Raw genomic sequence first — 26,744 nt, 5'->3', positions numbered from 1 at the left:
AAAGCTGCCCATTTGGGCAGCTTTTTTTTCTTGTTAGACTTTTTTAAATGGCTGACTTTCAGTATATTTTTTTATATTGAATAAAATAATCTAAATAATGCTTGTTAAAACTTTTGGTAGCGCACTCTGCGGAGTGGATGCATTAACAATTACGATTGAAGTAAGTGTAGGTGGGGGGAGCAAATATTATGTAGTAGGGTTGCCCGATAATGCGGTAAAAGAAAGCCTTTTCAGGGTTGAAAGTGCCATCCGTATATCTGGGTTTCATATGCCGAGACAAAAGATACTGGTAAATCTGGCTCCTGCAGATATTAGAAAAGAAGGCTCTGCGTACGATCTTCCCATAGCCATTGGTATTTTGGCGGCTTCGGGGCAGATCAATGCAGATGAATTAGCAGATTACATGATCATGGGTGAGCTTTCGCTAGATGGAGGATTACAAAGCATAGCTGGTGCATTACCTATTGTAATACAAGCCCGTAAAGAAGGATACAAAGGCTTTATATTACCTAAACAAAATGCCCGTGAAGCAGCAATTGTAAATAATATCGATGTGTTTGGAATGGAGACTTTAAGTGATGTGATCAATTTCTTTTCTCATAAAGAAAAACCTGAGCCACTTAAAATAGATACCCGAAAAGCTTTTTTTGATGAAGTTAATGATGTTGAACAGGATTTTGCAGATGTAAGAGGTCAGGAAAACATAAAGCGAGCACTTGAAATTGCAGCAGCCGGAGGCCATAATGTAATCTTAATAGGACCGCCGGGAGCTGGAAAAACAATGCTGGCTAAGCGTTTGCCTTCTATTTTACCTCCTTTAACTTTGCAGGAAGCTCTTGAAAGTACCAAAATATATTCGGTGGCAGGTAAGTTAGCTGTAAGTAGCTCTTTACTTGCAGAGCGCCCTTTCAGGGCACCGCATCATACTATATCTGATGTGGCTTTAGTTGGTGGCGGTGCACATCCCAGCCCTGGGGAAATATCTCTCGCACATAATGGTGTACTCTTTCTAGATGAACTGCCCGAATTTAAAAGAACGGTTTTAGAAGTAATGCGGCAACCCCTAGAAGATCGGAAAGTAAATATTTCAAGAGCTAAATTTTCTGTAGATTATCCGGCAAACTTTATGCTGGTTGCCTCAATGAATCCATGTCCTTGTGGATTTTTTAATCATCCTGAAAAAGAATGTATCTGTGCTCCGGGAGTGGTGCAAAAATATCTGAGTAAGGTTTCGGGGCCATTATTAGACCGGATAGATCTGCATGTGGAAGTAACACCTGTAAATTTTTCAGAACTCTCTTCTTCTGCCAAAGCCGAATCAAGTAAAGCGATAAGAGAAAGAGTAATTAAAGCCAAAGTATTGCAACATCAAAGGTTTAAAGTTCACGAAGGTTTGTATGCAAATGCACAAATGAACTCGGCCATGGTGAGAAATGTCTGTGAAATCGATGAAACAGGTAAAAATCTGATCAAACAGGCTATGGAAAAACTAAGCTTATCTGCAAGAGCTTATGATAGAATATTAAAAGTAGCCAGAACCATTGCAGACCTTGCCAGCTCTGAAACGATTGAAATGGAACATTTGGCGGAAGCCATTAATTACCGTAGCTTAGATCGTGAAAACTGGGCAGGATAATAAAAAATGGAAGAAATAGAACAGCAAAAACTTAAAAGGAAGAACAGCGATATTTCTATTTTAATGATCGTGGTAAACCTGCTGTTGATGGTTATGTTTTTAACCATAGGAAAACTGACAGAAGACCAGGTGTATCTAAATATTGTCTATATCTCTATAGGAATAACATGCTTAGTTTTTCTATATGCAGTTAGTTACCATGGCAAAGGCTATAACCGGGGGAAATGGTTTTTTGCCATTGCTTTGATCATTAGTGTAATTCTTGTGGTTTTTATGATTTATGTTTTTAATTTGGCTCAGGCATTTGTGCATTAACAGATGAAGATTAACCTTACCAACAAGATCTATTTTACCCTGGCTATACTGCTCCTAATAGGTATAGGTATAAAGATTTATAAATATGCCGCCTGGAGCAGATATTACTATAATGCGTTATTACAGGTTCAAGAAACCGATTCGATAAAAATTGAAGCAGCATTATTACTCACGTCTGATGATTTTATTCCTGTAGCCAAACAAGAACAGCTTACAGAACTAACTCCCTTTAACCTGATTCCTCAGCAACTGATTGTAGAATATACAAATAGAGACAAGCGATATAAGGAGATCATTCCTGTTCCTGCTGACCGGATAAAAGAGGCATTTGATCAGATCAGAAAGAGCGGAAAACAATTAGAATTGTATAGCGAAAAAGGCCCAAAAAAAGGTTATAGCTTTTTGATTTCCCAAGATAAGAGCAACCAAATAACAGTTTGGATTAAGGGAGATAAAATTAAAAGCCGCTTATTCAGCTACACTTTAAAAAAGCAATAGAATCTATAGCTCATCTTCACCTTCTTCCTCTTCAGGATTTTCTTTGTAGTACTCAATAAGTTTACCCAGTTGATTTACCTCTTCGTCATATTCAAAAAGAGGAGTTCCTGTCTCTTCATCAAATTTGATCCATTGCTCGCCTTCATCTTTCTGGATTTGTATATATTCTTTTCCTTCTTTATAAATGGTATAGGTTTCATTTCCTTCAGGAAAAACAGCATAATTAATCTGGTTAAGTTCTAAATCAAATGGTTGCATAATGAAGATATAAGAAGCGATTTAATCTTTTAAAGCTTTTAGCTTCTCTATAAAATTAGTGAATTTTTTACTGTTGTAATTTGCTGCTCCAACTTCTTTAAATGATAAACGGCCTTGTTTATCGAGTACAATTGTAGTGGGTAGTGAGCCTCCAAAGATAACTTCGGGTACACTGCTAACCGCTTTGTAAACAGGAAGATTATATTGTCTTTTATTCATGAAATCAACCGACTTGCCAAAATCGCTGTCAGCATCAACCATGAGAAAAACAATATCCTTATCATCTTTATATAACTGAGCCAGCTTGTTGATAGAAGGCATTTCTGCTATACATGGAGGGCACCATGTTGCCCAGAAGTTTAAAAAAATAATCTTACCTTTTAAATCGGCGAGGCTTACTTGGTTGCCCTTAGTATCTTCAAATACAATTTTAGAAAGATCAGCAGGGATGGTTGCATTCTTGGTCTGTTCTGCAGGAGAGAATAATCCAATCTGCATCAATCCTTGTATAAAATAAGCTTTCACAGGCGGAACAAAAGCAATCAGCAGCATGAGTGAAATTAAAATAACATTCACTATGTTTTTCTTGTTAAAATATCGCTTGCTTGCAATGGCTGTGTTTTGTTCCATTTCTAATAAGTACTTCTATTTCTGCCTGAATATAGACACACTTAGTTGTGTATTGTCGCTGGCAGATTTTAATCCTTTTGCGTAAATCGTATAAATTTTTCCGGCTTCAATCTGGGCCTGACTTAACTGTGTTTCTACGGTTCCATTACTGTTTTTAAGATCGAAAGTAACAGAAGTTCCAGCTGTTATTTCTGCATAATCAGAAGCTTGTTTAAAGGCCAGATTACTGAAAAGATTTGCATTAGAGCCATTTATGGCCAGACTTGCAATACCTAAATCGGGACTTAAATTTACAAATCTTACTTTAGCTTTTCCACTTTGAGGAGCGGTTAAATCATCCTTTAAAAGTAAAAACTCAGGCGTTTCAATTTTATTAACAGCAAATAAAGAATATCCGATCTGAGGATCAAGTGTGATTGTTGTAGAGGCCAATGAAGTTTGAAGACCTTGTTTGGTTAAATCTATTTTTCGCTTGCCTGAATAAGCATTCAGGTAGTCTATTTTAGTGCCAAAAGAAAAATCTATTGAAAAGTTAGTTGCTTTCAGATTATCAACATAAACATCTAGATTGGTAGATGAAGGAACTGCGTTAATAAGGCTTAAACCTGAAATTTGTACCGGCTGGTAATCACTGTTCTTGTTTTTCAAACATGATGTTAGGCTCAAACCAATTACGATGGTGCTGATAAATAATTTTAATCCTGATAGAGTTCTCATAACAATAAAATTTTGTGGCCGGTTTATAACAGGCCGTTTAAATATCATAAATAAAACGCATTTATTGCGGTTTAATTTTGTTTTTACGTAATTCTATGACAGTAATTTCTGGCCAGATACCAACTCTTCCTAAAAATCCCAAAAATCCAAAACCTCGGTTAATATTAATGGTACGCTGGTTTTCTGTCTTTAATCCTGCCCAATGTTTGTACCTCAAACTTACAGGACTCCATTTTATTCCAAAGAATTCAACACCAAATTGCATGCCATGCGTATGACCTGATAGAGTTAAATGTATTTTTGAAGAGTGGTTTTTTACTTCTTCTTCCCAATGCGTAGGATCATGAGAGAGCAGGATCTTAAAATCATCAACTTGTGTGTTTTCGAGAGATTTATTTAAATCGCCCCGCTGCCCAAAACCTATACCCCAGTTTTCGATACCTGCTAGAATGATTTTTTGCGTGCCCTTAGTAAGCGTAACATGCTCATCTAACAATAATCTGAAACCAATTTGTGCGTGATAATCTTTTAATTGTTGTAAATTCTTTGCTTTCTCACCCTCATTTGGCCATTTTACGTAATCGCCATAATCATGATTACCTAACACCGAGAACTGGCCATATTTTGCTTTGATTTGTGAGAAATGATTAATCCAGGGAACAATTTCTTCTGACCGGTTATTTACCAGATCGCCCGTAAATACAAACAGATCACTATGCTGTTTATTGATCAGATTGATACCCTTTTGTACTTGCCTGGCATTGTTAAAGCTGCCTGCATGAATATCTGAGATCTGGGTAATGGTAAAGCCTTCAAATGCTTTGGGCAAATCATCAAAATACAACACATGTTTAATTACCCGATATTGGTACTTGCCCCAAAGTATGCCGTATATAAATAACAGACAAAGAAAAACAGAAAGAGCCGTTCCCATCTCAACCAGTATGAGACTGCGACCAGGTATGATGAATGAATAAGTTTCAAAATAATAGGGTACCGCCCTGAAAAAACTTAAAATATCATTGATCAAAAGGAAAACAGAAAATAGAATTTCTGATGCAAGATAGATAATGAAGCTGTGTATGGTAACCGTAAAAAATCTGTCGGGCTCTTTATTTTGTATGCGTAATGTGGCAAGGTAAGCACAGCTTACCAATATACCAGCAAAACCCCAGAAAAGATAAGGAAATACCGGATTTGAAATTATAAACCTAAGACCTCCAAAAACATAAAAGTTGATCAATAGAAATGCTATTGAAACAATTGCAAGAGGAGTAGTCAGATTTTTTCGCCTCATATATTTTTAAAAAGAAAAGGTGTTCTTTACTTTTCGGATTTCTATACTTGGGATAGATTTCAGAAAAAACTATAAAGAACACCTTTTATGTTAGATCAACTCAACGCTACGGCTAACAAAAGCTGTTAACTCTGCACCGGTAAGCATTCCCTGCGATAATAATGCCAAGTCTACAGCCTGTTTTGCATATTTGCTTTGCTCCGCAGAATCTGTGGTTGATAAAATTTTATTGATTAATTTGTGATTACCGTTAATGGCCACTTTATAGCTATCAGGCATATTGCCGTAAAAACTCATTCCGCCACCCATTTTTGCCATATCTTTCATGCGACGCATAAACTCATCCATAGTAATGGTTACAGGAGCATCATCAGGATTTAAAGCCACAACTTCCACGTTATAACCAGGTTTGTTGATTGCCTGCTCAAAAACAGTTTTAACATTGTTGCTCTGTTCTTCAGAAAGCACCGATTCTAATTTCTCGTCTTTTTCTATAAGCTGGTTGGCCACACTTGCATCAACACGTTTTAACTGTGTTTTTTCTAGCTTTTGTTCAAGAGTGCTTACAAAATGCCCGTCGATAGGGTGGCTCATTACCAGCACATCATAATCTTTTTTGTTGGCAGCCTGTATAAATCCATCTTGTTTATCGGTATCAGTAGTATATAAATAAACTACATTGCCATTTTTGTCGGTCTGCAATGGCGATACCTTAGCTTTATAATCTTCTAAAGTGAAATGCTCGTTTTGGGTATTGGTTAACAATGCAAAGTCTTTAGCTTTTTCATAAAACTTCTCCTCGGTAATCATGCCATATTTTACGAAAAGACCTATATCACTCCATTTTTCTTCGTAAGCTTTTCTATCAGCCTTAAACAGTTCAGCCAGTTTATCGGCTACTTTCTTGGTAATGTAAGTATTGATTTTTTTAACGTTGCTATCGGCCTGTAAGAAACTTCTCGATACATTTAACGGAATATCAGGAGAATCGATAACACCATGTAATAACATCAAGAACTCAGGAACAATATCTTTAACCTCATCGGTAATGAATACCTGGCGGCTAAATAATTTGATCTTGTTGCGCTGCATGTCAAAATCTTCTTTAACCTTAGGGAAATACAATACTCCGGTTAGGTTAAATGGATAATCAACATTTAAATGGATCCAGAATAAAGGCTCATCCGAGAACGGATATAATTGTCTGTAAAAATCAAGGTAATCTTTATCTGACAAATCTGCAGGTGATTTTGTCCAGATAGGACTCGTAGTGTTTACAATGTTATCAACTTCAACAGATGTGTATTTGGTTTTACCTTCTTCATCTTTGCCATCTTCTACCTGCTCTGTTTTTGTGCCGAATTTAATTGGAACAGGTAAGAACTTAGCATATTTATCTAAGATCTCCTGTAGCTTTTGCTCACTTAAAAACTCTTCGCTATCGGCATTAACATGGAGGATGATATCTGTACCGCGAGTGGTTCTGCTACCTTCGCTAATTTCAAATTCTGTACTTCCGTCGCAGGTCCATTTAGCTGGTTTTGCACCTTCCTGATATGATAAAGTTTGAATTTCAACCAGATCAGCAACCATAAAGGCTGAGTAAAAGCCTAAACCAAACTTACCAATGATTTCGTTGGCATCTTTAGCATCTTTAAACTTTTCTACAAATTCACTCGCTCCTGAAAAAGCTACCTGATTAATATATTTTTTGATTTCTTCGGCAGTCATACCTAGACCATTATCGCTTATGGTAATGGTTTTGGCTTTTTCATCTAATTTAACTTCAACCAGCGGTTCGCCAACTTCACCGTTAAACTGCCCTAATGAGGCGAGGCGTTTTATTTTTTGTACGGCATCAACCGCATTGGAAACTAATTCTCTTAAAAAGATTTCATTGTCCGAATACAAGAATTTCTTAATGATTGGGAAAATGTTTTCTGTGTGTATTGAAATACTTCCTTTTTCTGTTGCCATATTTAAATATTAAGTTTTTTAGTTTTCAATCCTTTATCAAGGTGTGTTCCAATTACATGGTTAAGTCAAAATGACAGATTTTAAGGCGCTTTTGAACTAAAATTCTATAGTTTAGCTATCTTTGCTGACTTAAAAATGGCGATGAATTTAAAAACCCTGAATACTTTACATCTTTCTTTTTGCTTAGCGGTATTGTTTTTTGCGCTTGCTACCTATTTTACATATAGCGGTACAACTACATTTACTACCCAAATGGCTGCTTCTTCTTCTTATTTTTTACTTTTTCCTTTGGTGGCTTTGTTGAGCATAACTATTGGAAATACGCTTTTCAGCAGGATTTTACTGAAAGCAAGACAGTTAGAAACTTTTGAACAAAAGACAGTAAAGTACCAGTCGGGTTTTATCATAAGATGCGCATTGATTGAAGGAGGGGCTTTTTTAAATATTGTGGCTTTTATGTTAAGTGGAAACCTGATTTTTATGGTTTTTGCTGGGATTAGTTTACTGGGCTTGCTCTCATGTAAACCAACCAAAGCTAAAGTGGTTGCAGATTTAGAACTTTCATTTCCAGATACGGAGAGATTATAGTGGAGTATAACGTTCATACTTTATCAAACGGCATCAGAATATTGCATGTTCCTGCCGCATCGGCTATATCTCATGCCTGCATTATTGTAAACGCAGGATCAAGAGATGAAGATGATGCACAAATGGGCTTGGCGCATTTCATTGAACATTTAATTTTTAAACGTACAGAAAAGCGAAATACGAGTCAGATACTAAACAGGCTCGAAAGTATAGGAGCAGATCTGAACGCTTATACCACTAAAGAATATACCTGTATACATGCGTCGTTTTTAAATCCTTACCTGGACAGAACACTAGAACTTTTTAATGATATTGTTTTTCATTCTACGTTTCCGGAAGACGAGATGGAGAAAGAAAAAGGAGTAATCTTGGATGAAATCTCTTCTTATCTGGATCAGCCGGAAGAAGCGATAAACGATGATTTTGAAGACCTGATTTTTGCAGGGCATGGTCTGGGCAGAAATATTCTGGGTACACCAGATACTGTAAAGAAACTGGATAAACAGGATATTAAGCAGTTTATAAAAAATAATTACCGTACCAATGAAATTGTGATAGCAGTTTTGGGTAATTATTCTTTTAACAAATTAATTAAGAGCGGTACAAAGTATTATGGCGATGTGCCAGAAAATACTCCAGGAATAGACCGCAAATCTCCCTTAGCCTATAATCCGGTTAAATTAACGGTTAATAAACCTATTGCACAGGCTCACTGTATGCTGGGTATGCCAGCCTATTCGCTACATGATCAGCAAAAGGCCGGATTGTTATTGCTGAATAACATGTTAGGCGGTACAGGGATGAGTTCTATTCTTAATTTGCAGCTACGCGAAAAATATGGCATTGCCTATACTATAGAAACCAATTATAGCCCATTGAGCGATACGGGCATATTTGCTTTGTACTTTGGAACCGATAAAGAGAAAGTGGGAAAAGCTCAGCAACTGATCTTTAAAGAATTTAAAAAACTTAAAGAGCATACCCTAACCGAAATACAATTGCATAAAGCCAAAAATAAATTTATCGGGCAGATTGCTTTAGGAGAAGAAAACCGTATAGGCCTGATTATAGCGATGGCTAAAAGTCTGATAGATTACCAGAAAATAGATAGCCTTGAGGAAGTTTTTAATAAGATTAATGCCGTTAAGGCCCAAGAAATTAACCAGATTGCAAACTATGTCTTGGATGAAAACAACCTCACTGCACTTGTATTTAATCCAGCTTAAATTTTTGCCCAGACAACATTCGTTAACTTTTTAGTAAATTTGCATCGTAGCTCTCGACAATTAGAAAATATAAACACCCAATGAAATTACCCATTGTAGCTTACGGCGATCCGGTTTTGAAGAAAAAATGCGAGCCTATTGATAAAAACTACCCTAATCTGAAGGAATTGATAGAAAATATGTGGGAAACCATGTATAATGCCAGTGGGGTGGGCTTGGCTGCACCGCAAGTAGGTTTGCCTATCAGGCTGTTTGTGGTTGATACCGGAGAGTTAGATGATGAACCTCAATACAAAAAAGCATTTGTTAACGCACAGATATTGGAAGAAAGTGGCGAACCATGGGGCTTTTCTGAAGGATGCCTCAGCATTCCTGATATCAGAGAGGAAGTAATGCGTAAACCCAATATTGTTATTCAGTACTTTGATGAGAACTGGGAAGAACATAAAGAAGCGGTAACAGGATTTGCTGCACGTGTAATTCAGCATGAGTATGATCATATTGAAGGAAAGCTTTTCACTGATAAAATAAGCCTGTTAAGAAAACAGCTCTTGAAATCAAAATTAGATAAGATTACTAAGGGAGAGGTAAGAGCAGATTATAAGATGAAATTCCCTAAACAAAATAAGAAAAGATAAACCTACAATTAAGAAAAAGGCCTGTTAGAATATATTCTAACAGGCCTTTGTGGTTTATTTGGTGTTTGGTTTATTTGCGTACATATATTTTCCCGCTTGAAGATTTTAAAATAATCTTCTCTCCACCTCCATTTAAGCTGCCTTTAATATTAGTGCCATTAGATAGATTTGTGCCAGCAAACGAGAAATTGCTACTAGATAAAGATGTTGCACTCCCGCTGATAACAGTAGCTGTTTTAGCATCACCGCCTGTTAACACAATAGTACTTCCATTGGCAGTGATTGTTTCTCTGGATTTTTCTGGTGTTTGCTTCTCTTCCTGGATGGTGAGATTTAAATCCTTAGGAGCATATAGTGTTCCATAAGCCGTGCTGATAGATAAATCGGCTTTAGCTGCAGGGGGAATGGTAAAGTCTATAAAACCATAAGCAGAAATCAACGAAATAGGGCCTTTAAAATCAGGAGTTAAGGTGCTCTCGATATTACCCTGAAAAGTTTTAATGCTTAACGGACCCTTGATGTTAGATACTTTGATGTTCTCATATTGAAGAGAAGCATCTACCTCGCTTTTTAGATTGCTGATAACAATAGAGGCACTATCTTTATCTTTTTGGTACAAGCTCCAACTGCTTCCTGAAGTAGTTTTAATAGAAAGGGCTACAGAATAAGGTATTTTTACGGTTACCTTATATTTTACAAAGCTTTCTATTGGTGAAATCTCAGTGTTTTGACCATTTTCTTTGAGGCTTAAACCTACTCCAGTATTATCAAAACCCACACTACTTAGTGCTGATAAACCTTGAGCCCTCGGATCTGATGTTTCTTTCTTTCCAAGAATTGTAAAAATGATTTCCTTGCCTTCATATCCTTCAATTGTTAAGTTTGAAAGATTGTTTATAATGAGCTTACCATTTGTTTTTGCTACTTTAAATTCTTTTTGAGCTAAAACATGTAGAGCTGTTGCAAAGCATATAGCTACAATTAAAAAAAGTTTTTTCATAATGTGTTATTTATAAAGAGTTATTGTTTGGTTAATAAAGCATAATACACTTGTTCTTTTACAACCTCTATTGTTGCCGGGTTGCTGGCCATTTCCATTAGCTTTTGATCGGTTTCCTTTTCTTTACTGTCGCCCATGATCTTTACCAGTTCAATCTGTATAAAAGGATCTGTTTGCAGAGTAAGACTTTGCTTAAGATTTTCATTGATATAGCTGTCATCTTTAATTTTCGATAATATATTTAAAGCAGCAAGTCTTACGTTATCGTTTTCATCATGGTTAAAAGTTCTGCAAAGCGCAACCTTTAATTCTTTACTGATCGTATGTAAGGTATTTGCTTTTAACAATGCACTTAACCGGGTTGCCACAGATGTGCTATCGTTGAGCTCGTGGTAGATTTGTTGTATTTCGGTCTTATCATATGTTTTATGATTAGCTATGGAGTGTTTAGCCAAGGTCTTTACAGTTTTAGCAACATAGCCGTTCTCCTCTGCTCCTTTAAGATTGTCATGATTTTCATCTACAAGGCTTGCGGTTGGTTTTATACCTGCTATTGTTAGAGCTTGCTCAGGTTTTTCCTGTTTATTCATAAATAAGAAAGCTCCTATAACAATGAAAAGTGAACAGGCTATGGCTAACCAAGGTCTTAAAAAAGCACGCTTTGACTGAACGGTTTCTTTCTTTACCTTACCCATGATCTGACTGAACGCCTGAGAAGGCAATTCTTGATCATCAAAAGCATCCCTGTTTTGTTGAATATATTTTTTTAAAAAATCATGTTCCATAATAAGCTTTATCTTTAAGTAACATAAATATCTTTTTCTTCGCCCTGTGGTATTGACTACGTACCGTATTATGGCTTATTTCAAGCATCTTTGCAATATCTTCCTGTGAAACATCTTCAAATAAATGCAGAGATATAATGGTTCTGTACCCGTCTGGCAAAGTCTGTATAGCTTGTTTAATATCTTCTACACGGCATTGAAACAGCATTTCTTCAGTCATATCAAATTCTTCATCCGCTATCTTCTCAAAAAGGTCGTCTTCAGCAAAAACCATTTTGTTTTTTCTTAAAACTGATATAGATTGATTAATGGCAATTCTTTTTAGCCATCCTTCAAAATTATCTCTGTTTTTTAATTTATCTAATTGCCCAAAAGCAGTACAAAAAGCATCTTGTAAAATATCTTCTGCATCAGCTGCATTGTTTACAACGCGGTATATTGAGTTGTAAATGCGCTTGGCATATTTCTGGTACAGCAATGTATAGCCTTTTTCTTCTCCGGCTAAACACTGACGTATCAGTTCGCTCTCATTTAATGATAGACTTAGATGCAACGTTATATTTTATTTGTTCTTTGGTTTAGTAAAGATACTGTTCTTGTTCTGTACAAACCTATCTGTTAAGTTAAACTATAGGATAGTCGGGCTTGCTCAACTTTTGTTGCATGGGAGCTGTAATATTTTTTTAAAAACTAAAGATATCTTGTTTTTAGATAGGTAAGCAGGAAATAAATCTGCTAAAAAGAAAAAGGCCGGAATTAACTCCGGCCCTTTGATTAAAGAACAATTATTTTAATTTTCTGTTGGAAACCAATATCGGATATACTTAATATATATTGCCCTCTTGGTAGCTTGTCTTTAAGGCCTAAACGATAATCGCTGCTACCTGAAACAGTACTGAATTCTTCTTCATGTATGGTCTGACCATAAAGATTGATTAACTTGGTTTTTACAGATTTTCCGTTAAAATTAGCTAAACTAAAATTGATGTGGTTATTAGTCGGGTTTGGAAAAGCTTTTGCACTAATTACAATCAGTTCGTTGAAATGAGCACTTGTAATTTCTGGCTTTGACGAAATTCCGTTTTTGTCAAATTGTGTCAACCTGTAATAATTGATTCCGCTGAGAGGAGCATTATCCCAAGTAAAATAGTGTTTAACTTCTGAATAATTAAGAGCAGAAGATGGTTTTTTGTCAACAAGACTGAATGCACCTTCAGGACCGGCCTTCTCAATCAAAAAATAATCGCTGTTAGCTTCATTGGTAGTTGTCCATTCAATCTTTATACGGTTACCATTAGCTTTTGCTGTAAAATCTATGAGTTTAACAGGTAATGTAGCAGGATCGGCTACAGTGTTACTCGATAGACTTTCATTACTTAATCTATCCAAAGAACGTACAGCATAGTAATATGAAGTTCCTGCTCCTGGTGTTACTTTAGTATCTGTATAAGATGTTTCTGTGCTTGGAATAATAGCAATTAAATTAGCAGAATTGTTAAAATCAATAATTGAACTGGTAGAACGATAAATGGCATATCTTACCACTTCCTGCATTTTATCAATAGTACTGGCAGGTGCTGTCCAACTTAACTTTGTTTTGCCACTTTCTAAGACAGATGTTAGAGCGGTTGGTTCGGCAGGTGCTGTATTGTCAATCCAGGTCATTACTGGAATTAAGGCTGGCGAACTGTATTGATTATCCCGTATATATTCCATGGTGTTTTTAGTGACTGTATTAGAAGTAACCGCAAAGGCGGCTCTGAAATGAGCAACTCCCAAAACATTAGGCGCATTATTCTTTAAATAATCTATTTGATTCTTAATTTCATCTTCAGTATATGCAGTACCACTTCCATCTTTGGTTTTGTAAGTAGCCAATCCAATAAAAAGATGGCGGGTAAAATTCATGCTGTTCCAGTTATCAGTTACATAATTGAATTTGGCATTGGCTAATGTTTGACTGAATGCCCAGTACACCTGAGGGGTCAGGTAATCAATTAATCCGTCTTCCATCCATTTTTTTGTGTCGATAAATTGTACGTTATAATGTTCTGATCCAGTTGTCGTGATAGCGGGGCTTGAACCTGGTACAGTGAAGTTTCTGTAAATGCCTGAAGGTGAAATCCCAAATTTTACCCAGGGTTTTATAGACTTGATTTTTGTTCCTATCTGAGTAATCAATAAGGTAATATTATCTCTTCTCCAGTCATTAATATTGGCAAATCCGCGTTTATCGGCATTGTATTGGGTTTGGTCCTGAGTTCCTAGTCCAGAGTTGTAAAAATAATCATCGAAGTGTATTCCATCTATGTCATAATTAGTAACAAGTTCTTCAATAACGTCTGTGATGTGATCTCTAACAGCTTGTATTCCGGGATTAAAATATTTGATAAGTGGTGAAGAACCGGTCTGATCTAAAAGCCATTCAGGATTTGTTACAGCTTTGTGTGTAGAGCTGTATTTTGAAATCAGGGTTGCATCTGTGGCCGCTCTGAAAGGATTTAGCCATGCATGAATTTCCATTCCTCTTTTATGACACTCATCTATAGCAAAAGCCAAAGGATCCCAACCAGGGTTTACACCATAATTGTTTGCACCTGTTAAACGGTTAGACCAAGGAACTAATGTGCTTGGATAGAAAGCATCTCCAACTCCCCTTACCTGAAAATAGATGGTATTAATTCTAAGAGCTTGCAGGTTATCCAAGATTGTTTTCAGCGCAGCCTGCTGGCTTGTCGGTGTCGCTGTCATACTTGGCCAGTCTAAACTCAAGTGTGTAGTTAGCCAAACGGCTCTTAATTCTCGTTTTGGATTTTGGCTAAATGCAGGAATTTGCAGCAAAATGATAGCTGCGATGAGTAAAATTCTTTTCATACGCGGGTTGTTTAGGTTAAGTTTTAATTAAAGATAAAATAAAACCTCATTAAAGCCGCATTTGCCCGCAACAAAACGCATGTAAAATTATTGCATAGCAATATTGTTACATGACTTAACTGCTTGTGATTAAGAAAAATAGATAAATAAAGAAAAAACTTAAGATTTATTGATCTGTACTTCGTGCCTTATCACCTTTAAAGATTTCCTGCATAAGCTTGCCCCAGGCAAAGGGATTAAGTAAAGGATTAGTCTGACGCATATTGGCATTTACCATTCGATCAAAATTGTAACGGTAATTACTATTGCTTATTTCCTGGGCATCACGTGGAAGTGTTAATAACATGCCATTGATGCTCTGTTTAGATAGATTTTTCTTAGCAATAGCCATATCGTCATCAGCTATTTTTAAAGATAAAAAGTCACGGGTAAATTCCTCTGTTGTAGCCCATGGGTATACTCTCACCGTTTGCAGAGAAATTACCTCTGATTTTATTTGCACCATTGTGGTGTACTTATTATCAGCGATGATTTGAGGTAAGACTAATTTTTTACTGGTAAAGCCTACAGCCGAAAATAATAAAGTGTCACCCGGATTCACTACAAAAGAGAAATAGCCCTGATAATTGGCCGCATATTTTTGGTTATTCTTACTCAGATTGGTAATGGTAACATAAGGAACAACCATATTGCTGTCAGCATCGGTAACAATACCAGAAAACTGAACTAACTTATTAGGCTGTTTCTGGTCCTGGGCAAAAACATTACCAATAACACAGAACAACAATATGGTTAATATATATCTCATTTAAGTTGCTACTTTTTAAGTATTAGCATTACAAAAATAGTATGGTTGGCAAAATATGAAGGTTAAAATGTGTTAAAATTAAGCCTGTTCGGCTAAATCGATAGCTACTACCCCTTTAATTTCGGGTACTTCTTTAATAATAGCCTGTTCTATGCCTGCTTTCATAGTCATAAAACTCATTTTGCATGAACCACAATTACCCAATAATTTAACTTTTACAATATTATCAGGAGTAATTTCTTCAATGGCAACATTCCCCCCATCAGCAATTAAGTAAGGTCTAATCGTTTCTAAAGCTTGCTCAACTTGTGCTCTTAAATCCATTTCGTCGTTATTTAAAATTTAAAAATAATAAAAATATGGCAAAAGAAAGTCTATTTAATGTTATTAATAGAAATTTGCTGAGCTACTTTTCCGGCAATTTCATTAAAGGCAAAAGACTGTGGGTTATTATCTTCTAAGCTTATTGGACGACCATTATCACCTGAGGTGCTGATACCTTGTACCAATGGTATTTCACCTAAAAATGGTACGTCAAACTGTTCGGCGAGCATTTTTCCTCCGTCTTTGCCAAATATGTAATATTTATTTTCGGGTAATTCTTCTGGGATAAAATAAGCCATGTTTTCAATTACGCCTAAAACAGGGATATCAATGCCCGGCATTTTAAACATAGCTAATCCTTTGCGGGTATCGGCTAAAGCAACCTGCTGCGGAGTAGTAACAATCACTGCTCCGGCAATAGGGAAAGTCTGACAAATGGTGATATGTATATCTCCTGTTCCCGGAGGGAGATCCACTAAAAGATAATCTAATGCTCCCCAATCGGCATCATTAAAAAGTTGTTTTATAGCATTAGAAGCCATTGGACCGCGCCATGGCACCGGTTGGTCTGGGTCTGCAAAAAATCCTAATGAGAGTAGTTTAATGCCGTATTGTTCAATTGGCTCGATCAGGGTTTTTCCATCTTCAGTTTCTTTTGCCGAAGGTTTTGCACCTACTAGATTAAACATGGTAGGTACAGAGGGTCCGTAAATATCCGCATCTATCAAGCCTACTTTTGCTCCATTTTTGGCCAAAGTAATAGCCAGATTACTGGCTACAGTAGATTTCCCTACCCCCCCTTTACCAGATGAGACCAGAATAATGTTCTTTATAGCTTTAAGTTGACTGGTATCAACAGGCTTACTTACGCGTGAGGTAATGTTGATATCTATTATAGCATCAGCAGCAACAAAGTGCTTGATGGCATTAACACAGGCATTTTTTAGCATATCCTTTAACGGACACGCAGGTGTGGTAAGCTCTAAGGTAAAAGCAATATTTTTATCATTGATCTTAACATCCTTGATCATGTTAAGTGTAACCAGATCTTTTTTTAAATCGGGGTCTTCAACATTGCGTAAGGCTGCCAGAATGTTCTCTTCGGTTATTATCATGCCCAAAATTAATAAAACATGCGCATAAAGTATTTTCAATCGGGCATTTTGTTGTATTTTTAACACGAAATAAACATTCATATCAACCGTTTGTTAAAGCAGTAATCTTAAATTGTTTATGCAACTGTCAAAAATCAACATCCCTAAAAAATATATAAAGATCGCGACCTGGGTTTTAACAATAATACTGGTTTTATTGGGTACAGGAGGTGTAATAGCTTACAACAAACGGGATGCTTTTCTCAAAAAGGCAATAGCTAAAGCTATAGAAAAGGCAGATCATGATTATGGTGTTGATTTAAAGATTGGAAAAGCAGGATTTAGTGGACTGAGTGCTGTTCACATGACCAATATCAGCGTGGTGCCTAAAGACAGAGACACACTGGCTAACATACAGGATATTACGGTTGGGGTTAAAATTTTTCCGTTAATATTTGGTAAAGTCAAATTATCGGAGATAAATCTGAATAATGGAGATTTTACTGTTGTAATGCGTGATACTTTAACAAACATCGACTTCTTTTTAAAACGGAAAAAGAAAGACAGTGTAAGTACTCACAAACTTGCTTTAAGTGATATTGCCAGTAATTTGCTTAATCAGGTACTCTATAAAATACCTGATAACATGAAGATCAATAATTTTATGATGAGGCTTAATGATAATGATACAGCCGGCGTAAAATTTTTGACTAAAAGTGCAACAATTGAAGATGGAAAGCTCAGTTCTACAATACTGGTAAATGATACAGCTGCAACCTGGCATGTAAATGGAAAATTGAATCCGGGTAGCAGGAAACTTAATGTGATGTTATTTGCTGAAGACAAGAAAGTAGAACTGCCTTATCTTGAAAATAAACTTCATACTAAAATCAATTTCGATACGGTAAGAACAGAGATGAAACAAGCAGGATTTAGTGGAGGCGATTACAAAATATCTGGTTCGTGGAGCATTAAAAACCTGTTGATTAACCAAAAGCGTATATCTGATGGAGATATCATTGTTCCTGATGCAAAGATTGAAGCAGATATGATTGTGGGAGATAACTTTCTATGTCTGGACAGTTCTTCTACCGTATTCCTGCAAAATGCCACAATACATCCGTATTTAAAATATACTTTATCTCCTCATAAAATCTATGAGATGAAGCTCAATGCAGAGGAGCAGGACGCTCAACAGATTTTGGATGCATTTCCTCAGGGACTTTTCGAATCTCTGGAAGGGATGAAAGTACAAGGTAGATTGAGATATAACTTAGATTTTTACCTTGATTCTTCGATGCCTGACAGCGTAAGATTTAGTTCAGCTTTAACACCCACTAATTTCAAGATTTTAAAGTGGGGTAAAACAGATCTACAGAAGATCAATCATGATTTTATCTATACGCCTTATGAATATGGCAAACCCATGCGTGACATTATGATAGGCCCTTCAAATCCTAACTTTACCAGATTAGATGCCATATCGCCTAATTTTAAAAATGCTTTACTAACCTCAGAAGATCCTTCGTTTTTCAGACATAACGGTTTTGTTGAGCAGTCAATCAGAAATTCTATTGCTGTAAATTTTAAAGAAAAGAAATTTAAAAGAGGAGGGAGTACCATATCCATGCAACTGGTTAAGAATGTTTTTTTGAGCCGTAAAAAGACCTTAGCCCGTAAAGCAGAAGAAATTCTGATTGTATGGTTGATAGAAAATAACAAACTGGTTAGTAAACAGCGCATGCTTGAAGTTTATTTTAACATCATAGAGATGGGTAATAATGTATATGGAATAGGAGAGGCTTCAAGATATTATTTTGGAAAAACACCTGCTGAGCTGAGTTTGGGAGAAGGTATATTTCTGGCCAATATTGTTCCTAAACCCAAAGTGGCTTTATTTAAATTTATGAGCGATGGCAGCCTAAAACCTTATCTTATTCCCTACTTTAAGTTTATTGGAGGTACCATGGCTAGACGAGGATTAGCTATGCCAGATTCTTCTGCTTACGGATTTTATGATGTGAGACTGAGAGAAGGTTTACGTAAATATCTGGCACCTGATACCGTTGCTATTGATACTAATGCTATAAGTGGAGATGATGATGACCTGATGCCGCCAAAAGGCATGCAGGATCAGGCAAAAAGTTTATTTGATAAATTGTTTGGCGGATCAAAAAAAGATACCTCAACAGTTAAAACTCAGCCGGTTCGTATAGATACACCTAAAACAAAGAAACAAATGCGACAGGAACGGAGAGAAGAACGAAGAAGGCAGAAAGAGAACGGAAATGGATAGAATAGAGATACACCAAAAAGCATTTGAACTTTTTCTGGATGCAGATGCCATTGCAAAGCGAATTAGATTGCTAGCCGTACAGCTTAATTTAGATTATGAAAATAAGATACCTGTCTTTGTAGGAGTCTTGAATGGCGGTTTCCTGTTTCTGGCAGATCTAATTAAAGAAATTAATATTCCCTGCGAAATCGAATTCATTAAGGTTTCTTCGTATAAAGGACAAGAGAGTACAGGAACACTTAGGCAGTCTTTTGCCCTGCCAACCAACCTGCAAAACAGGCATGTTATTTTAGTTGAAGATATTGTAGATACTGGATTTACCATAAATAATCTTGTAAATAAAGTTAAAGAACATAAGCCGGCTTCTGTTGCTACCTGTACCCTGCTGTTTAAGCCCGATGCGCTCAAAGAAAAAATAGATCCACTTACCTACATTGCTTTTGAAATTCCTCCAGCCTTTGTGGTCGGTTACGGTTTAGATTTTGATGGTCTGGGCAGAAACCTGAAAGATATTTACAGAGCGGTTTAGCTCTTTTTGCTGTAAATTCATTTTTTTTGCGAGATTTGTAAAAAAATAAAGAACGGGATAAATGACTATACATAAAGAAGGATATACGAGCATTGCTTTAAGCATTTTATTTATTTTTATTATCAATGCTATTGTTGAATATCGTTTTGCAGATATCGCTTGGCTGAGGTGGTTTATCTACATCTTTTCATTTGCCTTGTTCGTTATTATTCTACAATTTTTCAGGAATCCTAAGCGTACTTTTACACGTGGCGAAAACCTCATTATCTGCCCCGCCGATGGTAAGGTTGTGGTAATAGAAGAAACGCAGGAAGATGAATATTTTAAAGATAAGAGATTACAGGTGTCTATTTTTATGTCGCCGGTAAATGTACATATCAACCGAAACCCTATTTCAGGAGTAGTTAAATTCTTTAAATATCACCCGGGTAAATATCTGGCAGCATGGAATCCAAAATCAAGCACAGAGAATGAACGTACAACCGTTGTGGTAGAGCATAAAAACGGAGCTCCGGTTTTATTCAGGCAAATTGCAGGTGCTTTGGCACGTCGTATAGTTTGGTACGTAAAAGAAGGAGATAAAGTAGTACAAACCGAGCAGTTTGGCTTTATCAAATTTGGTTCAAGGGTAGATATTTTCCTTCCTTTAGGTACTAAAGTAAATTTAGAGCTTAATCAGGTAGTTAAGGGAGGTATAACCGTATTAGGAGAGCTAAGCTAAAAACTTAATCCTATTCTTTTTGATATTTGAGGCTATTTCCTGTTTCAACAATATTCTTTCTTATACAGGGAAAGTGAAATCTGCTTCATTTGCTTTCACAATGTCAATTATCTTAAAGTTGACATCCTGTTTTACACTTACAAAATCATTAAACGCTAAATCACTTACTAAGAAGAGAATTTGAATATTTAAGGCTGTATCTCCAAACCCTTCAAAGTTTACAGCAGGATCTGTAATCTTGGGATGTTGTTTAAGATAATCGGTTATTTGTGTTATAATATTTTTTATGCTCTGGTTTGGTGTTTTGTAATTTAAGCCTATACTAAATTTTACCCGCCTAAAATTACGACGTGTTAAGTTCTCTAAAGCACCACTTATCATTGACCGGTTAGGGATAACAATAGTTGTTTTATCCGTACTTCTTATAATGGTACTTCTGAAACCTACTTTTTCAATTGCCCCTTCAACTCCATTTACTTTAACCACATCACCTACGGTAAAAGGTTTATCCATAAAAATCAGAAAAGAACCTAAAAGATTTTCTAAGCTTTCTTTGGCTGCCATAGCAATGGCAATACCGCCAATACCCAAACCGGTTATCAAGCTTACGGCATTTACCTCAAAAACATAACCCAATAACACAAAAAAGCCAATAAAAGCCACAATAAACTTTAAAAGCTCTTTTAAGAAAGGAACCAATTGTACATCTGCCTTGTCATTGGTTTTTAAAGCACGATTTAAAAGAACAACAGCTATAAAATCGATTATTCTCAAGATAATCCAGAATACAGAAAGAATAATCAGGAATAAGAAAACCTTATCTAGAAACTCACCAATTGTAAAAGTTGCATTTACTTTAACTTTATCAACAGTGTTTTTATAGTGGAACATTGCCACTTGCAGAGGATGGGAAAGTTGATTTACTGCTAAATAACAAGTGGTGAGTGTGATAAAAAACTCAAAAGGTTTTAGCAGTAAATCAACAAATGTCTGGTTATGATGATTGTCTGCAAATTTATCGAACAATTTAAAGAGTAAACGACTAATTGTACGAGATACTAATCTTTTAAAAAGAATCCCTAAAATTAAGATCGTAGCAAAAATGCAATATTGCTTAATTGTATTACCCCAAAAAATCTGTTCAAAAAAATTGCTCGTCATTTTAAACCAATTGTTTTAATGCAATTTCAAAAGCCCTGCTCGAAAGTTTTACGTTGCTATCCGATAACTGATGAACGGCTACCAAAGCGTCATAAATAACTTTAGAAGCATCACTGAAAATAGCGTCGTCACTCATCTCTACATCTCTTTGCATTAAATATGCAAATACTCTGGCCATACCACAGTTTGCTATAAAATCAGGTATAACAGCCACATGATTGTCGGTATATTCCATTATCGGGCCAAAAAATATCTCAGGATCTGCAAAAGGAACATTTGCTCCGCAGGCTATAACTTCAAGACCGCTCGCTACCATTTGGTCAACCTCGTTTTGTTTAACTAAACGAGATGCTGCTGCCGGAACAAAGATCTGTGCGCCCATGCCCCATATTTTTTCATTTGCTTCAGCAAAACTTATTAAATTATCGGCAACTAAAGTATTGTTCTGGCGATTGTTAAATAATGCCTGAATTTCTTCATAAGAAAAACCTTCGGGATTTAATACGCCACCTACGCGATCTATAATGCCAACAATTTTTACACCATTTTGAGCAAGATAATATCCTGCTGCGGCAGCTACGTTACCCCAACCTTGTATAATTGCTTTTTTCCCCTGTAAGTTGCCACCCCAGATATTGTAAAAGTGCTTAATAGACTGTGCTACCCCATAACCGGTAATCATATCGGCAACTTTATATTTACGTTTGATATCAGGAGTATAAGTCGGATCTTCCAATACTTTTGATACACCATAACGTAATTGCCCTATCTGATGGATACGCTCATTTTCGCGTGCCTGGTAATGCCCGTTAATTACCCCTTCTTGTGGATGCCATAGGCCATAACTTTCGGTAATAGGAATTACCTCATGTATTTCGTCTACATTTAGATCACCACCAGTGCCATAATAATTTTTAAGTAAAGGCATTACGGCTTTATACCAGCGTTTTAAGACGTCTTTTTTACGCGGATCGGCAGGATCAAAGTTTATACCCGATTTGGCTCCGCCAATAGGAGGGCCTGAAACAGTAAACTTTACTTCCATGGTTTTGGCTAAAGACTCAACTTCACGTTTATCCAGTCCTTTGCGCATACGTGTACCTCCGCCGGCTGCGCCGCCTCTTAGGGAGTTGATTACTACCCAACCTTCGGCTTCAGATTCGCTATCCTTCCATTCAAAAACAACTTCGGGTTGTTTTTGCTCATATTTTTTTAACAGGTCTTTCATGTGTGCTTATATTTGATGTTTTGCAAAGATATAAACAAAAAAACCTCCACGAAATAATCGTGAAGGTGTTTCTTTCTCAAAAAGAAAAAATTATTTTCTTATAGATTTGATACGAGCAGCTTTACCAGTTAAGTCGCGTAGATAGAATAATTTAGCTCTACGAACTTTACCTCTGCTGTTAACTTCTACTTTCTCGATATTTGGAGAGTTTACAGGGAAAATACGCTCAACGCCTACACCGTTACTGATTTTACGAACAGTAAAAGTTTTATTTGCACCTGTGCTGTTTAACTGTATAACTACACCTTGGTAAACCTGAACACGTTCTTTGTTACCTTCGCGAATTTTATAGTGAACACTTACTGTATCTCCTGATTTAAAAGAAGGAAATTCATTTTTAGCGATTACCTGCTCTTCTACAAATTTTACTAAATCCATGATTTTAAGCTATTAAGCCGATTTTTGTATTGTTTAAAATCGGACTGCAATATTAGTGAATATTTTTGAAAAAAAAAACAGTGATTTTATTTTTTTATTTCATGCGGGTGAAAGCTATTTTACTGATATATAGGCAGGCTGAAAAATACGGTAATACCTTTGTCTTGATTATTTACAGCCCATATTTCTCCTCCTTCTGTTTTTAAAAGCTCTTTGCATAAAGAAAGTGCCAATCCTGAACCGGTTCTGTGTTGAGATGAAGAAGTGCTGAAAGGGATTGCTATATCTGTAGGCTTGTTCAGGTTAATCCCTGTTCCGCTATCACATACATAAGAAATTACTTCATTATTAATTAAGGTAGCTTTCAGGTGGATGGAACTGTTCGCTTCCGAAAATTTTAAGGCATTCCTGATAACGTTTTTTAATACAATGGTATATAAAGTTTGATCTAATTTTAAAACCAGATCAGAAATATGGTTCTGAAATCTGATGTTTTTATGAAAGGACATATTTATTATATCATGATTCTGAATTATACACTCAGTCAGCTGCTTTAAGTTAATGTCTTTTTCACTATGATTGAAATCTGCACGTTTCTGCTTCGCCCAAAAGAGTAGTTCATGGATATAAGTTTCATGATCTTTGAATTCGTTTTCCAGTTGTTGTAGCATCAGTAAATTTTCTTTGCTATTTAGCCCCTGGTTATTTAGCAGATATAAATAATTACCCAAGCCAGATAAGATATCCTTTACTTCATGAGCAAATAGTAAAAAGAAAGTTTCTTTATACATATTACATTAATTAGTTAATCAAAAGGAGCTTCCTTTAATAACTGGATAATTGTTTTGCTCTCAATGCGGTAGTTCTCCAACTTTCTTTCTTTAAGGCCAAAAATTATTTCCAGCTTTCTAACCTTTTCATAGGGAATGTCTTTGTTTTCTCCAATTTGTATGTTGCGATAATTATGAAATGTATTCTCTGAAATATTTAACACTTTGGGAATGATTTTCATAGCCCTTTTATAGTCTTTCATAGGCAAATCATGAAGACATTCATTGATTTTGTATTTATAACCTTTCATAAAAAAGTAGCGTTATTAAAAAATTTGTGTATTTTTAACAAAATTTTGTGTTGAATTACCAAATATTTTACGGTAAATATACTAAAAATTTTATACAAAGATTATTGTTTTAACAGATAATTATATTATGTTTTTAAAATCGGTGGTAGATGGCATTCTTGCAGAGCAGAACCGTTCTTTGAGCTGGCTGGCCGCAGAGATGGGAAAAACTTTTGACGGGTTAAGGCTAAGCTTAATAAGATGTTCTATTAAATATCTTGATTTACAGAAGATGGCTAAAATATTAAATGTGCCGGTTTCGCGTTTTTTTACCGAGCCTGCCGAATATGATATTTTAATCAAAACAACAATTAATGAACCTCTTGAAGAATATAATTCTATCTACAAAACAGAATTTAAAAGCTGCCAGGAAATGGTAGAAACCTTAAAGTCTCAATTAAAAGATAAGGATAGGATTATAGCACTGTTAAGCAAATAGAAGCAAAAGACAGATTATTTAAGCAGATCTGGTCGCCTGGTTTGTGTGCGTTTTAAAGCTTCATCATGCCTCCATTCATTTATTTTGGCTTCATGGCCGCTTAAAAGGACATCAGGTACTTTATGGCCTCGCCATTCGGCAGGTCGGGTGAAAACAGGAGCATCCAGTAAATCACCTTGAAAACTGTCTGATAAAGCTGAGGTCTCATCATTAAGAACACCTGGTATTAATCGGGTCACTGCATCTACCAGTACTGCTGCAGGCAATTCTCCACCAGATAAAACATAATCCCCGATAGAGATTTCTTTTGTTACAAAGATATCACGAATACGTTGATCAATACCTTTATAGTGACCACATAAAATGATAATATTTTCTTTAGTAGATAAATTATTGGCTATGGTCTGGTTAAGCGTTTCTCCATCGGGCGTCATAAAAATAACCTCGTCATAAGATCTTTCTGCCTGAAGTTTTTCTATACAGGCAGCGAAAGGTTCTATGCTCATCACCATTCCGCTGCCGCCACCGTAAGGATAATCATCAACACTTTTATGTTTATTGTTGGCGTAATCTCTAAGGTTATGAATATGAATTTGTGCAATACCTTTGCTTTGTGCTCTTTGTAAAATAGAGTGGGCAAACGGACTGCTTAATAGGTCAGGCAAAACAGATATAATATCAAAACGCATCCTGCAAAGATAAACATTTCGAGATTGGTTTATTCGTTCTCCTCAAGTTCAAAAATATCTTCTACCTTAACATTAAAAACCTTTGCTATTTTTAGAGCTAATACGGTTGATGGTACATATTTTCCAGATTCGATTGTGTTTATAGTTTGCCTTGAAACCTGTATCATTTCGGCTAGTTCAGCTTGAGTGATATTCTTGATGGCCCGCTGTACTTTAATGTTGTTTTTCATGTTAAGCAGCCTCCTTTCTGGAGCGATATAAGTTCCAGTTAAATATGATGATGAATAATATCAAGATAGTCCAGGTATTGTAAATCATAAACATCGAGAAACTCAATCCGTAACTGGAAAAATTTAAAATTAAGATAATAGCATAACTTATAAGTACAGCCCATTGTAAACTTTTAAGACGCAAATGCGAGATGTATTCATCTTCAATTTTTTCTTTAGCAAAAACAACCATTAATAAGCCAATTGTAATACCTAAAAAAGCTAACTCGTTGGTAAGATTATAATCTGCAAAATTTAGTGGTCTGTCTTCATTTTCGGGTGGGAGGTATATCTGTAGTCCGTTGATCTTAAAATCAAATGCTAAACAGAAATAGCCCAATACAGCAGAGGCAAGAAATAGAATCCAGCCTAATATCTTGTATTTGCTTGGAAGTAAAATGCGATTTTTCATGTCAAATAAATTTTATTAAATATAAAGATTATTTGACATTAATGTCAAGTATAATTTACAAAAAGTCTAATTTTCTTTATATTATGCTGTCCATTGATCGTGTACTATAGCAACGAGATAATACTGGTCTTGAAACTTTTCAAATACGAGCCTTAAACTTTGCCAGTCCATACCATTTAAAGCCTTGTCAAACCCATCGAAATGATACTCCACAAAAACTGCTTCAGGAAATAATTCTTTTAAATTACTTTTGGTATTGCCTTGTTTAATGATCTTATTAAAGGCTTTTTGAGGTGCTTTCTCAAAAGCAACATTATAAACGAACTTATTAAGGTAGGGGATAACCTTTAACTGCATGATTTCTCCAGATCCATCATAAACACCCCAGGTTAAGGTCCAGTTTTTTAAAATGGATTCTAAAAAATCTTTTGCCAATAATCGTTTACTTTTTTTTATATCTATAAATCCATAAGGAGAAAAAAGAACCCCTTTCTGAGGATGAAAGCTTAATGAAAATGCTTCATAGTTCTGCTGCTTTAAATAAGATAAAATTTGAGTGGAAATTTTAAAGACAGAATCTTGTTGTATATTTCCTGATACAGATATGGTATTCTCCTGTTGTTTATCTTTATCTTTAGCGCTGTTAGCTAAACTAATGGTATCTAGTTTTTCTTCGTTCTTAGATGAATTGTTATTGCATGATGCAAACAAAATAAATATGCCGAAAATTACTAAATAACGTTTCATAGGTCCTTAGCATGATTAATTGATCTCTTT

The 26,744-nt window shown here is 35.8% G+C and carries 31 protein-coding genes; 10 read left to right on the top strand and 21 right to left on the bottom strand.

Going from position 1 to position 26,744, the window contains the following annotated elements; translation table 11 throughout:
- The first annotated feature begins 97 nt into the window (after positions 1-97).
- From MMF97_RS02435 to MMF97_RS02425, 3 genes are read left to right on the top strand one after another with little or no spacing between them, the layout of a single operon-like run.
- Positions 98-1,636, top strand: a complete 1,539-nt coding sequence (locus MMF97_RS02435) for a YifB family Mg chelatase-like AAA ATPase (RefSeq protein WP_243358680.1) — start codon at positions 98-100, stop codon at positions 1,634-1,636.
- Between the two features lie 6 nt (positions 1,637-1,642).
- Positions 1,643-1,951, top strand: a complete 309-nt coding sequence (locus MMF97_RS02430) for a hypothetical protein (RefSeq protein ID WP_243358677.1) — start codon at positions 1,643-1,645, stop codon at positions 1,949-1,951.
- 3 nt (positions 1,952-1,954) lie between these two features.
- A complete protein-coding gene (locus MMF97_RS02425) occupies positions 1,955-2,449 on the top strand; it encodes a hypothetical protein (protein WP_243358675.1) in 495 nt (164 codons plus the stop codon).
- 3 nt (positions 2,450-2,452) lie between these two features.
- Here the strand turns inward: MMF97_RS02425 and MMF97_RS02420 are convergent, their stop codons facing one another.
- The 5 genes from MMF97_RS02420 to htpG form a co-directional block, all read right to left on the bottom strand.
- A complete protein-coding gene (locus MMF97_RS02420; RefSeq protein ID WP_243358673.1) occupies positions 2,453-2,707 on the bottom strand; it encodes a hypothetical protein in 255 nt (84 codons plus the stop codon).
- A 21-nt stretch (positions 2,708-2,728) separates the two neighbouring features.
- Positions 2,729-3,337 (bottom strand): TlpA family protein disulfide reductase, encoded by a 609-nt coding sequence (locus tag MMF97_RS02415; protein ID WP_317228593.1) that lies wholly within the window; start codon positions 3,335-3,337, stop codon positions 2,729-2,731.
- Between the two features lie 15 nt (positions 3,338-3,352).
- A complete protein-coding gene (locus MMF97_RS02410) occupies positions 3,353-4,054 on the bottom strand; it encodes a DUF4397 domain-containing protein (protein ID WP_243358671.1) in 702 nt (233 codons plus the stop codon).
- A 61-nt stretch (positions 4,055-4,115) separates the two neighbouring features.
- Entirely contained in the window at positions 4,116-5,351 is a 1,236-nt protein-coding gene (locus MMF97_RS02405; RefSeq protein WP_243358662.1) for a metallophosphoesterase, read from the bottom strand.
- 90 nt (positions 5,352-5,441) lie between these two features.
- Positions 5,442-7,328 (bottom strand): molecular chaperone HtpG, encoded by a 1,887-nt coding sequence (gene htpG, locus MMF97_RS02400; protein ID WP_243358652.1) that lies wholly within the window; start codon positions 7,326-7,328, stop codon positions 5,442-5,444.
- A gap of 141 nt (positions 7,329-7,469) precedes the next feature.
- On the opposite strand from htpG, the gene MMF97_RS02395 reads away from it, so the two are divergent.
- The 3 genes from MMF97_RS02395 to def all read left to right on the top strand — a co-directional run bounded on the left by MMF97_RS02395 (position 7,470) and on the right by def (position 9,780).
- Complete coding sequence (locus MMF97_RS02395; protein ID WP_243358644.1) at positions 7,470-7,916, top strand: hypothetical protein; 447 nt, start codon at positions 7,470-7,472, stop codon at positions 7,914-7,916.
- Positions 7,916-9,142 carry a M16 family metallopeptidase gene (locus MMF97_RS02390; protein WP_243358643.1) on the top strand — a complete coding sequence of 409 codons (1,227 nt, stop codon included), beginning with the start codon at positions 7,916-7,918 and terminating at the stop codon, positions 9,140-9,142. Before MMF97_RS02395 ends, MMF97_RS02390 begins: the two co-directional genes overlap by 1 nt.
- An 80-nt stretch (positions 9,143-9,222) precedes the next feature.
- Complete coding sequence (def, locus tag MMF97_RS02385; protein WP_243358641.1) at positions 9,223-9,780, top strand: peptide deformylase; 558 nt, start codon at positions 9,223-9,225, stop codon at positions 9,778-9,780.
- 70 nt (positions 9,781-9,850) lie between these two features.
- Here the strand turns inward: def and MMF97_RS02380 are convergent, their stop codons facing one another.
- From MMF97_RS02380 to MMF97_RS02350, 7 genes are all read right to left on the bottom strand, one after another.
- Positions 9,851-10,780: a DUF4097 family beta strand repeat-containing protein gene (locus tag MMF97_RS02380; RefSeq protein ID WP_243358638.1), complete on the bottom strand. Its 930-nt coding sequence runs from the start codon at positions 10,778-10,780 to the stop codon at positions 9,851-9,853.
- A gap of 20 nt (positions 10,781-10,800) precedes the next feature.
- On the bottom strand, positions 10,801-11,565 hold the full coding sequence (locus MMF97_RS02375; protein ID WP_243358636.1) for a HEAT repeat domain-containing protein: 765 nt from the start codon (positions 11,563-11,565) through the stop codon (positions 10,801-10,803).
- A complete protein-coding gene (locus MMF97_RS02370) occupies positions 11,555-12,118 on the bottom strand; it encodes an RNA polymerase sigma factor (RefSeq protein ID WP_243358634.1) in 564 nt (187 codons plus the stop codon). Before MMF97_RS02370 ends, MMF97_RS02375 begins: the two co-directional genes overlap by 11 nt.
- A 221-nt stretch (positions 12,119-12,339) precedes the next feature.
- Positions 12,340-14,439 (bottom strand): family 10 glycosylhydrolase, encoded by a 2,100-nt coding sequence (locus tag MMF97_RS02365; RefSeq protein WP_243358626.1) that lies wholly within the window; start codon positions 14,437-14,439, stop codon positions 12,340-12,342.
- A gap of 166 nt (positions 14,440-14,605) precedes the next feature.
- Positions 14,606-15,247, bottom strand: coding sequence for a carboxypeptidase-like regulatory domain-containing protein (locus tag MMF97_RS02360; RefSeq protein ID WP_243358587.1), 642 nt, complete (start codon positions 15,245-15,247; stop codon positions 14,606-14,608).
- Between the two features lie 78 nt (positions 15,248-15,325).
- A complete protein-coding gene (locus MMF97_RS02355) occupies positions 15,326-15,571 on the bottom strand; it encodes a NifU family protein (protein WP_243358585.1) in 246 nt (81 codons plus the stop codon).
- Positions 15,572-15,621: 50 nt separating this feature from the next.
- Complete coding sequence (locus tag MMF97_RS02350) at positions 15,622-16,686, bottom strand: Mrp/NBP35 family ATP-binding protein (protein WP_243361148.1); 1,065 nt, start codon at positions 16,684-16,686, stop codon at positions 15,622-15,624.
- A 118-nt stretch (positions 16,687-16,804) separates the two neighbouring features.
- Between MMF97_RS02350 and MMF97_RS02345 the strand changes: the two genes are divergently transcribed.
- From MMF97_RS02345 to MMF97_RS02335, 3 genes are all read left to right on the top strand, one after another.
- Positions 16,805-18,961, top strand: coding sequence for a transglycosylase domain-containing protein (locus MMF97_RS02345; RefSeq protein ID WP_243358583.1), 2,157 nt, complete (start codon positions 16,805-16,807; stop codon positions 18,959-18,961).
- Positions 18,954-19,490 (top strand): hypoxanthine phosphoribosyltransferase, encoded by a 537-nt coding sequence (hpt, locus tag MMF97_RS02340; protein ID WP_243358574.1) that lies wholly within the window; start codon positions 18,954-18,956, stop codon positions 19,488-19,490. Before MMF97_RS02345 ends, hpt begins: the two co-directional genes overlap by 8 nt.
- Before the next feature lie 61 nt (positions 19,491-19,551).
- Complete coding sequence (locus MMF97_RS02335) at positions 19,552-20,211, top strand: phosphatidylserine decarboxylase family protein (protein ID WP_243358573.1); 660 nt, start codon at positions 19,552-19,554, stop codon at positions 20,209-20,211.
- Between the two features lie 60 nt (positions 20,212-20,271).
- Here MMF97_RS02335 and MMF97_RS02330 read toward each other — a convergent pair whose 3' ends face one another.
- From MMF97_RS02330 to MMF97_RS02310, 5 genes are all read right to left on the bottom strand, one after another.
- Positions 20,272-21,372 carry a mechanosensitive ion channel family protein gene (locus MMF97_RS02330; protein WP_243358556.1) on the bottom strand — a complete coding sequence of 367 codons (1,101 nt, stop codon included), beginning with the start codon at positions 21,370-21,372 and terminating at the stop codon, positions 20,272-20,274.
- Between the two features lies 1 nt (position 21,373).
- On the bottom strand, positions 21,374-22,600 hold the full coding sequence (locus MMF97_RS02325; RefSeq protein ID WP_243358555.1) for a Glu/Leu/Phe/Val dehydrogenase dimerization domain-containing protein: 1,227 nt from the start codon (positions 22,598-22,600) through the stop codon (positions 21,374-21,376).
- Between the two features lie 90 nt (positions 22,601-22,690).
- Positions 22,691-23,038: a 50S ribosomal protein L19 gene (gene rplS / locus MMF97_RS02320; protein ID WP_243358553.1), complete on the bottom strand. Its 348-nt coding sequence runs from the start codon at positions 23,036-23,038 to the stop codon at positions 22,691-22,693.
- A gap of 119 nt (positions 23,039-23,157) precedes the next feature.
- Complete coding sequence (locus MMF97_RS02315; RefSeq protein ID WP_243358543.1) at positions 23,158-23,829, bottom strand: sensor histidine kinase; 672 nt, start codon at positions 23,827-23,829, stop codon at positions 23,158-23,160.
- Positions 23,830-23,843: 14 nt separating this feature from the next.
- Positions 23,844-24,119 (bottom strand): hypothetical protein, encoded by a 276-nt coding sequence (locus MMF97_RS02310; RefSeq protein ID WP_243358542.1) that lies wholly within the window; start codon positions 24,117-24,119, stop codon positions 23,844-23,846.
- A 127-nt stretch (positions 24,120-24,246) separates the two neighbouring features.
- Here MMF97_RS02310 and MMF97_RS02305 point away from each other — a divergent pair, with 127 nt between their 5' ends.
- Entirely contained in the window at positions 24,247-24,597 is a 351-nt protein-coding gene (locus MMF97_RS02305) for a hypothetical protein (RefSeq protein ID WP_243358540.1), read from the top strand.
- Between the two features lie 14 nt (positions 24,598-24,611).
- On the opposite strand, the gene trmD is transcribed toward MMF97_RS02305, so the two are convergent.
- The 4 genes from trmD to MMF97_RS02285 all read right to left on the bottom strand — a co-directional run bounded on the left by trmD (position 24,612) and on the right by MMF97_RS02285 (position 26,714).
- Positions 24,612-25,286 carry a tRNA (guanosine(37)-N1)-methyltransferase TrmD gene (trmD, locus tag MMF97_RS02300; RefSeq protein ID WP_243358539.1) on the bottom strand — a complete coding sequence of 225 codons (675 nt, stop codon included), beginning with the start codon at positions 25,284-25,286 and terminating at the stop codon, positions 24,612-24,614.
- Positions 25,287-25,315: 29 nt separating this feature from the next.
- Positions 25,316-25,516, bottom strand: coding sequence for a helix-turn-helix transcriptional regulator (locus MMF97_RS02295; RefSeq protein ID WP_243358536.1), 201 nt, complete (start codon positions 25,514-25,516; stop codon positions 25,316-25,318).
- A 1-nt stretch (position 25,517) separates the two neighbouring features.
- Positions 25,518-25,967 (bottom strand): hypothetical protein, encoded by a 450-nt coding sequence (locus MMF97_RS02290; protein WP_243358535.1) that lies wholly within the window; start codon positions 25,965-25,967, stop codon positions 25,518-25,520.
- Between the two features lie 81 nt (positions 25,968-26,048).
- The gene (locus MMF97_RS02285; protein WP_243358533.1) at positions 26,049-26,714 is read right to left on the bottom strand and encodes a hypothetical protein; all 666 of its coding nucleotides are present in this window, start codon (positions 26,712-26,714) and stop codon (positions 26,049-26,051) included.
- Positions 26,715-26,744: the final 30 nt, after the last annotated feature.

This window comes from Pedobacter montanisoli, assembly GCF_022809115.1.
GTDB lineage: Bacteria > Bacteroidota > Bacteroidia > Sphingobacteriales > Sphingobacteriaceae > Pedobacter > Pedobacter montanisoli.
Note: the sequence above shows the minus strand (reverse complement) of the source record. Positions and strands in the feature narration are given on the sequence as shown.

Coding starts and splice junctions, on each gene's coding strand:
- MMF97_RS02435 (WP_243358680.1), top strand. CDS start 98: ATGCTTGTTAAAACTTTTGGTAGCGCACTCTGCGGAGTGGATGCATTA.
- MMF97_RS02430 (WP_243358677.1), top strand. CDS start 1,643: ATGGAAGAAATAGAACAGCAAAAACTTAAAAGGAAGAACAGCGATATT.
- MMF97_RS02425 (WP_243358675.1), top strand. CDS start 1,955: ATGAAGATTAACCTTACCAACAAGATCTATTTTACCCTGGCTATACTG.
- MMF97_RS02420 (WP_243358673.1), bottom strand. CDS start 2,707: ATGCAACCATTTGATTTAGAACTTAACCAGATTAATTATGCTGTTTTT.
- MMF97_RS02415 (WP_317228593.1), bottom strand. CDS start 3,337: ATGGAACAAAACACAGCCATTGCAAGCAAGCGATATTTTAACAAGAAA.
- MMF97_RS02410 (WP_243358671.1), bottom strand. CDS start 4,054: ATGAGAACTCTATCAGGATTAAAATTATTTATCAGCACCATCGTAATT.
- MMF97_RS02405 (WP_243358662.1), bottom strand. CDS start 5,351: ATGAGGCGAAAAAATCTGACTACTCCTCTTGCAATTGTTTCAATAGCA.
- htpG (WP_243358652.1), bottom strand. CDS start 7,328: ATGGCAACAGAAAAAGGAAGTATTTCAATACACACAGAAAACATTTTC.
- MMF97_RS02395 (WP_243358644.1), top strand. CDS start 7,470: ATGAATTTAAAAACCCTGAATACTTTACATCTTTCTTTTTGCTTAGCG.
- def (WP_243358641.1), top strand. CDS start 9,223: ATGAAATTACCCATTGTAGCTTACGGCGATCCGGTTTTGAAGAAAAAA.
- MMF97_RS02380 (WP_243358638.1), bottom strand. CDS start 10,780: ATGAAAAAACTTTTTTTAATTGTAGCTATATGCTTTGCAACAGCTCTA.
- MMF97_RS02375 (WP_243358636.1), bottom strand. CDS start 11,565: ATGGAACATGATTTTTTAAAAAAATATATTCAACAAAACAGGGATGCT.
- MMF97_RS02365 (WP_243358626.1), bottom strand. CDS start 14,439: ATGAAAAGAATTTTACTCATCGCAGCTATCATTTTGCTGCAAATTCCT.
- MMF97_RS02360 (WP_243358587.1), bottom strand. CDS start 15,247: ATGAGATATATATTAACCATATTGTTGTTCTGTGTTATTGGTAATGTT.
- MMF97_RS02355 (WP_243358585.1), bottom strand. CDS start 15,571: ATGGATTTAAGAGCACAAGTTGAGCAAGCTTTAGAAACGATTAGACCT.
- MMF97_RS02350 (WP_243361148.1), bottom strand. CDS start 16,686: ATGATAATAACCGAAGAGAACATTCTGGCAGCCTTACGCAATGTTGAA.
- MMF97_RS02345 (WP_243358583.1), top strand. CDS start 16,805: ATGCAACTGTCAAAAATCAACATCCCTAAAAAATATATAAAGATCGCG.
- hpt (WP_243358574.1), top strand. CDS start 18,954: ATGGATAGAATAGAGATACACCAAAAAGCATTTGAACTTTTTCTGGAT.
- MMF97_RS02335 (WP_243358573.1), top strand. CDS start 19,552: ATGACTATACATAAAGAAGGATATACGAGCATTGCTTTAAGCATTTTA.
- MMF97_RS02330 (WP_243358556.1), bottom strand. CDS start 21,372: ATGACGAGCAATTTTTTTGAACAGATTTTTTGGGGTAATACAATTAAG.
- MMF97_RS02325 (WP_243358555.1), bottom strand. CDS start 22,600: ATGAAAGACCTGTTAAAAAAATATGAGCAAAAACAACCCGAAGTTGTT.
- rplS (WP_243358553.1), bottom strand. CDS start 23,038: ATGGATTTAGTAAAATTTGTAGAAGAGCAGGTAATCGCTAAAAATGAA.
- MMF97_RS02315 (WP_243358543.1), bottom strand. CDS start 23,829: ATGTATAAAGAAACTTTCTTTTTACTATTTGCTCATGAAGTAAAGGAT.
- MMF97_RS02310 (WP_243358542.1), bottom strand. CDS start 24,119: ATGAAAGGTTATAAATACAAAATCAATGAATGTCTTCATGATTTGCCT.
- MMF97_RS02305 (WP_243358540.1), top strand. CDS start 24,247: ATGTTTTTAAAATCGGTGGTAGATGGCATTCTTGCAGAGCAGAACCGT.
- trmD (WP_243358539.1), bottom strand. CDS start 25,286: ATGCGTTTTGATATTATATCTGTTTTGCCTGACCTATTAAGCAGTCCG.
- MMF97_RS02295 (WP_243358536.1), bottom strand. CDS start 25,516: ATGAAAAACAACATTAAAGTACAGCGGGCCATCAAGAATATCACTCAA.
- MMF97_RS02290 (WP_243358535.1), bottom strand. CDS start 25,967: ATGAAAAATCGCATTTTACTTCCAAGCAAATACAAGATATTAGGCTGG.
- MMF97_RS02285 (WP_243358533.1), bottom strand. CDS start 26,714: ATGAAACGTTATTTAGTAATTTTCGGCATATTTATTTTGTTTGCATCA.